This window comes from Anabaena sp. FACHB-1391 (genome assembly GCF_014696755.1).
In the GTDB taxonomy this organism is placed as follows: domain Bacteria; phylum Cyanobacteriota; class Cyanobacteriia; order Cyanobacteriales; family Nostocaceae; genus Dolichospermum; species Dolichospermum planctonicum.
Genome location: NZ_JACJQS010000007.1, coordinates 129,183 through 137,240, shown reverse-complemented (window position 1 = coordinate 137,240; position 8,058 = coordinate 129,183). Strand labels below are relative to the sequence as shown.

Sequence of the window (8,058 nt, the reverse complement as noted above, 5' to 3'; positions counted from 1 at the left end):
GAAATAGTTGATAAAGTTATTTCTGTTGCTCTCGATTTGATGAATCCTCAACATTTAAAAAATTGGTTCACTAATTGTTGTTACTGTACCTCATAACACCGGGAAGTGCTGTAAATCCTCTAATCCTGGTTATCCTGATTCAGACAGATTGTTATTGATGAATTATCTGTGAATATTGAAAGATGATAAAATACAGTTATAGTAATAGTCAAGAAGTAACAGCAGATAATTTAATAATTTAACAGATAATTTATCTTATCAATTATCCTAAAGTATCTATTTCTCATAGATAATAAAACAACAACACCCTGTAAATCCTTTAATCCTGGTTATCCTGATTCAGACAAAAAATACCCTCAAAATCCCCACTTCAAATAAACAACAACACCCTGTAAATCCTTTAATCCTGGTTATCCTGATTCAGACAAAAAATACCCTCAAAATCCCCACTTCAAATAAACAACAACACCCTGTAAATCCTTTAATCCTGGTTATCCTGATTCAGACAAAAAATACCCTCAAAATCCCCACTTCAAATAAACAACAACACCCTGTAAATCCTTTAATCCTGGTTATCCTGATTCAGACAAAAAATACCCTCAAAATCCCCACTTCAAATAAACAACAACATCCTGTAAATCCTTTAATCCTGGTTATCCTGATTCAGACAAAAAATACCCTCAAAATCCCCACTTCAAATAAACAACAACATCCTGTAAATCCTTAAATCCTGGATATCCTGATTCTGACAAAAAATACCCTCAAAATCCCTACTTCAAATAAACAACAACATCCTGTAAATCCTTAAATCCTGGATATCCTGATTCTGACAAAAAATACCCTCAAAATCCCTACTTCAAATAAACAACAACATCCTGTAAATCCTTAAATCCTGGATATCCTGATTCTGACAAAAAATACCCTCAAAATCCCTACTTCAAATAAACAACAACATCCTGTAAATCCTAAAATCCTGGATATCCTGATTCAGACAAAAAAATCCTCAAAATCCCCACCTCAAATAAAAAACCACATCCTGTAAATCCTAAAATCCTGGATATCCTGATTCAGACAAAAAAATCCTCAAAATCCCCACCTCAAATAAAAAACCACATCCTGTAAATCCTAAAATCCTGGTTATCCTGATTCAGACAAAAAATACCCTCAAAATCCCCACCTCAAATAAAAAACCACATCCTGTAAATCCTAAAATCCTGGTTATCCTGATTCAGACAACTTAAACCCGATATCTAGGATTAAACACCTTCTTATATTCCAACTTTAACGCACCAAAATTAATCAATAAACCCACAGGAAAATTATAAGCTACCAAATAATTTTTCGCTTGCGCTAAATGAACATCTTCTAAATTAATTATCGCTTTCAACTCCACCACAACCTGATTTTCAACTATAAAATCTGCCCTTCTTGTTCCTACTTCAATTCCCTCATAATAAATTACTTGTTGTACCTCTCTTCCAAAACCTAAACCTGCTTTTTGCAATTCAATTTCCATACATCTTTGATAAATAACCTCCTGAAAACCATTTCCCAAAGTTCGGTGTATTTTCATTGCACAGCCATTAATGATATATGTGATTTCATCTAATTTTTTATTTTGGGTATTAGGTGTGTTCATGGATTTACATGATTGTGATTTATAGGTTGTTGGTGGGATGCTGAAATTGTAATTGTCTGTGAATATTGAGATATTATAAAATTGAGATATTATAAAATACAGTTACACCAATAGTCAATAAATAACAACAAATAATTTAACGGATAATTTATTATCTAACATCCTAAAATCTGTACTTCTCATAGACAATCAAACAACAACATCCTGATAGCGAAGCGTGGCGTTAGCCATAAATCCCGTAATCCTGGACATCCTGATATGGCTTGCGCCACGCTACGCTATCAGACAGAGATAGTTAATTGTAGGGTGCGTTAATGAAATGTAACGCACGATTTTGATTTTGTTATTGAAATAGTGCGTTATGCTACTTCTAAAAAATCTCTTTCTGATGAATTTTTTGGAAAGAATACGGCGGCTGAAATATTGAAAAACTTTGCCAGCTTTTCAATATGTTCAACTGTTAATTTACGCTTGTTTTTAAGTACATCGGAAACAATTGACTCTGTTTTAAAAATAGGAACTAAATCTTTTTGTTTCAGATTTAACTCCGCAATTAAAACTTTTAAAAGTTCTACTCCATAGATATCTGGAATCAGATTTTGTTTTTCCTCATATTCATAAATTAAAATTCCCAGTAAATCCAAATAGTCTTCTTCTTCCTCTGTTAGTTCCCCCTTATCAAGTAGATTATCAACAACTGCTTGAATTTTTTCTAAATCTTCTTCATTCTTTATAGGACGTGGGGGGAAAGATACAAGTAATTGTGTATAGCTGCTGTGATGATTCAACATTCGTTCATTATGGTTTTATTTACTTAAATATTAGGACTAAAAATATTAGGACTAAGATTGAATAATACAATCTTTGTTTTACCTAATTCATCAATCCTCATTAGTATTAGCTATTAAACCATTCATCGTCTTTCCATTTATCCCTATCATATTCTGCATGAGTAAGAAAATCACGGATATATATGACTTTGGTCTTATAGTTAATACAAGTTATTAACCGATACTTATTTCCTCCAATGTCAAAAATAACAAAGTTTTTAACTAAGTCAGGTGCAAAAACGGAACTAGCTTTTATTTCACTAAAACTCTTCCAGTCTTGCTCCTTTACAAGCTTCTTCCAGGCTTGTATGCTAGATTCGGCATCAGAGTGCTTTTCACAAGCTTTTTTAAGTTTGGTTTCTGAAATAATCCGCATATATGTATGGTTTTCCTCTACATTTTACAATACATTTTGCAATCAACATGATACTTACCTCTTACATTCAATCAATAAGTGAATTAATTAAAAGGCCTTAAAAAGGCTTTAAAATAATCTTAGCAAAATGCGAATTTAAAAGCAAGTATTTAATTTATAATTATTTTACTTGAATCTTTTTACTCTTATGGCTTACGTACAAGTCACTGAAAGTATTGGTGGGATGCTGAAATTGTCATTGTCTGATAGCGTAGCGTGGCGCAAGCCATATCAGGATGTCCAGGACACCCTTCGGGAAGTCAAAGGTCAAAAGTCAAAAAATTATTGATTTTCAAAAGGATGTAGTGAATATTGAAGTATTATAAAATACAGTTACACCAACAGTCAACAAATAACAACAAATAATTTAACGGACAATTTATTATCTAACATCCTAAAATCTCTACTTCTCATAGACAATCCAACAACAACATCCTGTAAATCCCGTAATCCTGGTTATCCTGATTCAGACAAAATAGTGTATAATAAACATATCCTTTAACTCTAAATTGATTATGACTAATATTACACTTTTCAATCTTGATGATGATCTAAAAAATCAGTTACAAAAACGAGCCGAAAAACATGGACATTCTCTAGAACAAGAAATTACAGAAATTCTCCGTCTTGTTCTCACAGAAAATCCTGAAAATCCGATTAATTTAGCAACTCTGATTGAAAAACGCTTTGCCAATTTTGAAGATTTGGAATTACCAGAAATAGAGAGAGAAGCGATTCGCACAGTGTCAATATTTGCAGATTAGAAAATGATTATTCTTGATACAAACGTCATTTCCGAACTAATGAAAACTCAAAAATCAGCAATAGTTCGTCAATGGGTAGCAGCACAACCTTTAATGAGTTTGTTTACTACAACAATTACTCAAGCAGAAATTCTCTATGGTATTGCTTTGCTTCCAGGAGGAAAACGACGAGAACAACTTAGTCAAACAGCACAACTAATGTTTTCTGAAGATTTCGCTGGACGAGTTCTAGCGTTTGATCAAAATGCTGCTGTAGCATTTGCTCATATTGCATCTGGACGACGACAAAATGGTACTCCAATTTCTCAACCTGATGCTCAAATTGCTGCTATTTGTTACACTCATAAAGCAACTATAGTAACGCGCAATGTTACTGATTTTGAAGGATGTGGTATTTCTATTATTAATCCTTGGAAACCTGAATCCATATATTAGTAATTCGTAGCTTAGATTCAGGAACGCAACCCAACATAATTAAAATATTCGATTCATATTTTTTGTCAAAATCAGGATGTCCAGGATTTGAGGATGTACAGGATGGTAATTTGTAGGTTGTTGCTGGAATATAGTGTATAATACACATATCCATACACATAATCTACCTCAACATCATGCGAACCAATATTGAACTTGACGACGGGTTAATAGAAGAAGCATTTCGTTTAACTAACGTGCGAACCAAAAAAGAATTAATTCATCTAGCATTACAAGAACTAATTCGCGCTCGTAAAAAGCGGAACTTACTTGATTTAAGTGGACAAATTCAATTTACTCCTGACTACGATTACAAAGCATTGCGAGAAAATCGAAATGTTTCTGATTTATACTTCCGTTTGGATGAATGTTTTACGCGATAAAACAGGAGTTGCACGTCAAAATCTCCAGACACTTATCAAAGATGAAAATATCTTTCTGACTCGATTTACCCAGATGGAATTATTACAAGGTTGTCGGGATGAAAGGGAGTGGATGTTATTGTAAACCTACCTGCAAGAACAAGACTATCTTGAAGCAACTGATAATACTTGGGTTTTCGCAGCACGAATTTATTATGATTTACAAAGACAAGGTTTAACTGTTAGAAGTAGTATAGATTGTTGTATTACCCAAATAGCAATAGAAACCCAGCTAACCCTAATTCATAATGATCGTGATTTTGAAACTATTCAACAAGTAAGACCTCTCTTATGTTTGCGTTTTCCATTTTCTGGAAATTAATAATTAGCACCAAATTAAAGGAGGTACAGGATGGTAATTTGTAAATTGTTGGTGGAATGCTGAAATTTTAATTGTCTGTGAATATTGAGATATTATAAAATACAGTTACACCAACAGTCAACAAATAACAACAAATAATTTAACGGATAATTTATTATCTAACATCCTAAAATCTGTACTTCTCATAGACAATCAAACAACAACGTCCTGATAGCGAAGCGTGGCGTTAGCCATAAATCTTTTAATCCTGGTTATCCTGATTCAGACAAAAAAAATCCTTAAATCCCCATTCGCAAGGGTTTAGCATTGCGATTTACCCTTACTTAATCACCTTTAAATACTATCAGGATCTACACCCAAAGCCTTTAATCTTTCCGCTAATAATTGAGCGCGTTCATCACCGGTCGCTAAAATTGTACCATCTTCGTAACACCAACGCAACCAAGAACTATGTCTACCTTCAAATTCTCCTGTCCATAAAGTTATACCTAATCCAATCTCATCTAACCAGTTGTTTGTCGTTTCTACATAACGTCTAGCTTTGAGAGTGTAAATTCTTAAAACCTGTTCTCCTAATTGTTGATTTGGGTCATAGACAATATAGTAAGATACCCGCATTTGTTCATAGATTTTCAGTTTATTCGCTAATTCCTCACCTTTTTGATTAGAGACAATTTCGATGACAACTTCGGGTGATTTACCAAATTTCCAAACTAGGTAACAACGGTTTTGTTTTTCCCACCAATTTTCAGGAACTTCAACATCAAAACTGATAAATACATCAGGAACTATAGCGGGTTCACCATAAGTATGATAAATACCAAAATTGGCTTCAGCTAAAAAAACCTGATTTTTAAAAGCACTGTAAAGAGAACCAACTAAAAGACGTTGTTGTTTAGCCGATGCGAGATTATCCACGGGTGTATCATCTTCGGTGACTAGCAGGTTGACATCTGGTACATCACAATTATCAATATCATTGATTAAAAGTTGGTTAACCATGATTTTATCCACTACTTGAGGACTTTTTATTCATTGTATACTATTTCCCTAAAAATTAAGATCACAATAGACTCTTGTAAAAAATCCCAATTCCTAAAACCTACTACCAATCATCAAGAAGAAAATCACAAACCAAGGTATGGTGAAATCAGGAATTAACCAAGCATAATTTCTTAAAAAAGGTATAGCCATTGGTAAAATAAACCGCAAAGAACGTAAAGATACAGGACGATTACCATTTTGATCTACAATTCCATATCTCTTGGCAACTTCAGCGACAATTTGAATTTTACCTGTATACTTGATAATATTAGCATCAGATGCTAAACTAGCGATCGCTCTGCCAGTAAATAATGGTGTTTCCCAATTATAACCATCAGCAAATAATGAAGAATTACCATTTTCTGAACTCTGTTCTTTGGCAAAATTTGTAATCTGTTCCGTACCCACAATACCCGGATAAATAGCCAGAGAACTTACATTATATTGTTTTAATTCCTTAGCCATATCTGCGGCTAATCTATCACAAGCACTTTTTCCCACACCATAAGGAACACTAAAAATATAAGACATTCCTCCCCAGGAAGAAATAGTAAAAATAACCCCTTTTTTGCGTTTGGTCATCATTCTTGCAGCATAAATACTAGCCACATAATGACTTCTTAAACCTACATTATTAGCAGCATCCCAAAAACCCGGTTCTGATTCCCAAAACGGCTTACCAAAGGCTGTTCTTAATGCTTGTACTCCGCCATAAACATTATTAACTAAAATATCTAATTGACCATTTTGTTCGCTCTCAATACGTGCAAAAAGTTGACGAATTTGCTCATCATCACTATGATCAACTTGTACAGGAATACAAACCCCACCAGCTTCGATAACAGCGGTTTCAGTTTCCCGTAAACTACCGCCAAAATGCTCATAATTATTGGGTTCAAAAGTGCGCCCGGTAATATACACAGTAGCACCTGCTTCACCTAAACCCACAGCAATTCCCTTACCAATACCTCTAGTAGCACCTGTAACTAAGGCTATTTTCCCTTGAAGATTTTTACTCATTTTTTTTATTTACATTTTATTGACAGCCAGAGATTTTAATATGATTTTAAGTAGGTGAACGGAAAAAAACCGACATAAGTAACGAAAAGTAAAGTTTCCCAAAACCTGTTAAGAGTTCCCTGTTAAGAGTTCCCTTGTCATAACGACAATTTTTAACGCCAACCTACTTAATATGATTTTAATATTTCTAATTCCTCGCGCACAGATAATGGATTATAACCTAAAGCAAAAGCCTTTGAACTATCTAAAGAAACATCTTTTGGTCTAGGTGCTGCCATTTTCACATCTTCTTGAAAACAGGATTTTAATTGATCATCTGGAAATTGCCAGATTTCAGCTAATATTTTCCCAAAATCATAACGAGAAATTCTTTCTTTTCCACCTAAATGAATAATCCCATGCACCTTTTTTAAAGCTAACAATAAACCTTTGGAGGCTGTATTTGCACTAACCGGAGTGCGAAATTCATCTATAAATAAATTGAGTTCTTTTCCCTCTTTCAATACTTGCATAAATTGCTGAATAAAGCTTTTTGCTGTCGGTGTTTCCTTGCCAAACATTAACGGCATTCGACAAATAGCCCCTTGGGGATATACTTTTAATATACCTGCTTCAGCCGCAACTTTTTGCTCACCGTAAATATTTACCGGAGATACTGAATCTATTTCTCTATAAGGTGCATTTAAACCATCAAAAACCAAGTCAGTAGAGGTAAAAGCAAAAGGTAAAGAATTATCCGCACAAAGTCCAGCCAGATCACAAGATGCCGTAACATTGATATTATAGGATTCCTGGGGATTTATTTGACAATAATTAGGTTGAGATTGGGCTGCTGCGTGAATTACTGCATCGGGTTTGATATGATTAAATAAGCCCTTTAATTCCTGGAAGTTAGTCAAATTCACCTTCACCATTTTGATATCAGGTATTTCTAAAAAATGGCTATAATATGTACCATAAACTTCCCATTCTCGTTTTGCTAATTGGCAAAGATGCCAACCTAGAAAACCGCTAACACCCGTAATTAAGAGTTTTTGCATATATCTTTCCTTCCTGGTGAATCTTAGCATCTCTGCAATAAAAACCATACCATCATTAATCTAATCCCACGCAAAAAATTTGCGTCTT

At 34.0% G+C, this 8,058-nt stretch carries 10 protein-coding genes; 4 read left to right on the top strand and 6 right to left on the bottom strand.

The annotated features are described in order from the left end of the window. Positions 1–1,237: 1,237 nt before the first annotated feature. The 3 genes from H6F62_RS05445 to H6F62_RS05435 form a co-directional block, all read right to left on the bottom strand. A complete protein-coding gene (locus tag H6F62_RS05445) occupies positions 1,238–1,639 on the bottom strand; it encodes a GxxExxY protein (protein ID WP_190371518.1) in 402 nt (133 codons plus the stop codon). A 359-nt stretch (positions 1,640–1,998) separates the two neighbouring features. Next, positions 1,999–2,430: a transcriptional regulator gene (locus H6F62_RS05440; RefSeq protein ID WP_190371517.1), complete on the bottom strand. Its 432-nt coding sequence runs from the start codon at positions 2,428–2,430 to the stop codon at positions 1,999–2,001. Between the two features lie 106 nt (positions 2,431–2,536). Further along, positions 2,537–2,845 carry a type II toxin-antitoxin system HigB family toxin gene (locus H6F62_RS05435; RefSeq protein ID WP_137906297.1) on the bottom strand — a complete coding sequence of 103 codons (309 nt, stop codon included), beginning with the start codon at positions 2,843–2,845 and terminating at the stop codon, positions 2,537–2,539. A gap of 554 nt (positions 2,846–3,399) precedes the next feature. On the opposite strand from H6F62_RS05435, the gene H6F62_RS05430 reads away from it, so the two are divergent. From H6F62_RS05430 to H6F62_RS20835, 4 genes are all read left to right on the top strand, one after another. Next, entirely contained in the window at positions 3,400–3,648 is a 249-nt protein-coding gene (locus H6F62_RS05430; RefSeq protein ID WP_190371516.1) for a plasmid stability protein, read from the top strand. A gap of 3 nt (positions 3,649–3,651) precedes the next feature. After that, positions 3,652–4,083, top strand: a complete 432-nt coding sequence (locus H6F62_RS05425; protein WP_190371515.1) for a type II toxin-antitoxin system VapC family toxin — start codon at positions 3,652–3,654, stop codon at positions 4,081–4,083. 176 nt (positions 4,084–4,259) lie between these two features. Then, positions 4,260–4,505, top strand: a complete 246-nt coding sequence (locus H6F62_RS05420; RefSeq protein ID WP_137906295.1) for a type II toxin-antitoxin system VapB family antitoxin — start codon at positions 4,260–4,262, stop codon at positions 4,503–4,505. Beyond that, positions 4,486–4,629, top strand: a complete 144-nt coding sequence (locus H6F62_RS20835) for a hypothetical protein (RefSeq protein ID WP_236097041.1) — start codon at positions 4,486–4,488, stop codon at positions 4,627–4,629. Before H6F62_RS05420 ends, H6F62_RS20835 begins: the two co-directional genes overlap by 20 nt. A gap of 570 nt (positions 4,630–5,199) precedes the next feature. Here the strand turns inward: H6F62_RS20835 and H6F62_RS05410 are convergent. The 3 genes from H6F62_RS05410 to H6F62_RS05400 form a co-directional block, all read right to left on the bottom strand. Next, on the bottom strand, positions 5,200–5,868 hold the full coding sequence (locus H6F62_RS05410; protein ID WP_190371514.1) for a Uma2 family endonuclease: 669 nt from the start codon (positions 5,866–5,868) through the stop codon (positions 5,200–5,202). Positions 5,869–5,961: 93 nt separating this feature from the next. After that, positions 5,962–6,930: an SDR family NAD(P)-dependent oxidoreductase gene (locus H6F62_RS05405; protein WP_137906293.1), complete on the bottom strand. Its 969-nt coding sequence runs from the start codon at positions 6,928–6,930 to the stop codon at positions 5,962–5,964. Between the two features lie 167 nt (positions 6,931–7,097). Next, positions 7,098–7,970: an NAD(P)-dependent oxidoreductase gene (locus H6F62_RS05400; RefSeq protein ID WP_190371513.1), complete on the bottom strand. Its 873-nt coding sequence runs from the start codon at positions 7,968–7,970 to the stop codon at positions 7,098–7,100. Positions 7,971–8,058 lie beyond the last annotated feature (88 nt).

Excerpts from the sequence above, each read along its gene's own strand:
- H6F62_RS05440 (WP_190371517.1), bottom strand. The coding sequence starts at position 2,430 with ATGTTGAATCATCACAGCAGCTATACACAATTACTTGTATCTTTCCCC.
- H6F62_RS05405 (WP_137906293.1), bottom strand. The coding sequence starts at position 6,930 with ATGAGTAAAAATCTTCAAGGGAAAATAGCCTTAGTTACAGGTGCTACT.
- H6F62_RS20835 (WP_236097041.1), top strand. The coding sequence starts at position 4,486 with ATGAATGTTTTACGCGATAAAACAGGAGTTGCACGTCAAAATCTCCAG.
- H6F62_RS05420 (WP_137906295.1), top strand. The coding sequence starts at position 4,260 with ATGCGAACCAATATTGAACTTGACGACGGGTTAATAGAAGAAGCATTT.
- H6F62_RS05425 (WP_190371515.1), top strand. The coding sequence starts at position 3,652 with ATGATTATTCTTGATACAAACGTCATTTCCGAACTAATGAAAACTCAA.
- H6F62_RS05400 (WP_190371513.1), bottom strand. The coding sequence starts at position 7,970 with ATGCAAAAACTCTTAATTACGGGTGTTAGCGGTTTTCTAGGTTGGCAT.
- H6F62_RS05445 (WP_190371518.1), bottom strand. The coding sequence starts at position 1,639 with ATGAACACACCTAATACCCAAAATAAAAAATTAGATGAAATCACATAT.
- H6F62_RS05410 (WP_190371514.1), bottom strand. The coding sequence starts at position 5,868 with ATGGTTAACCAACTTTTAATCAATGATATTGATAATTGTGATGTACCA.
- H6F62_RS05430 (WP_190371516.1), top strand. The coding sequence starts at position 3,400 with ATGACTAATATTACACTTTTCAATCTTGATGATGATCTAAAAAATCAG.
- H6F62_RS05435 (WP_137906297.1), bottom strand. The coding sequence starts at position 2,845 with ATGCGGATTATTTCAGAAACCAAACTTAAAAAAGCTTGTGAAAAGCAC.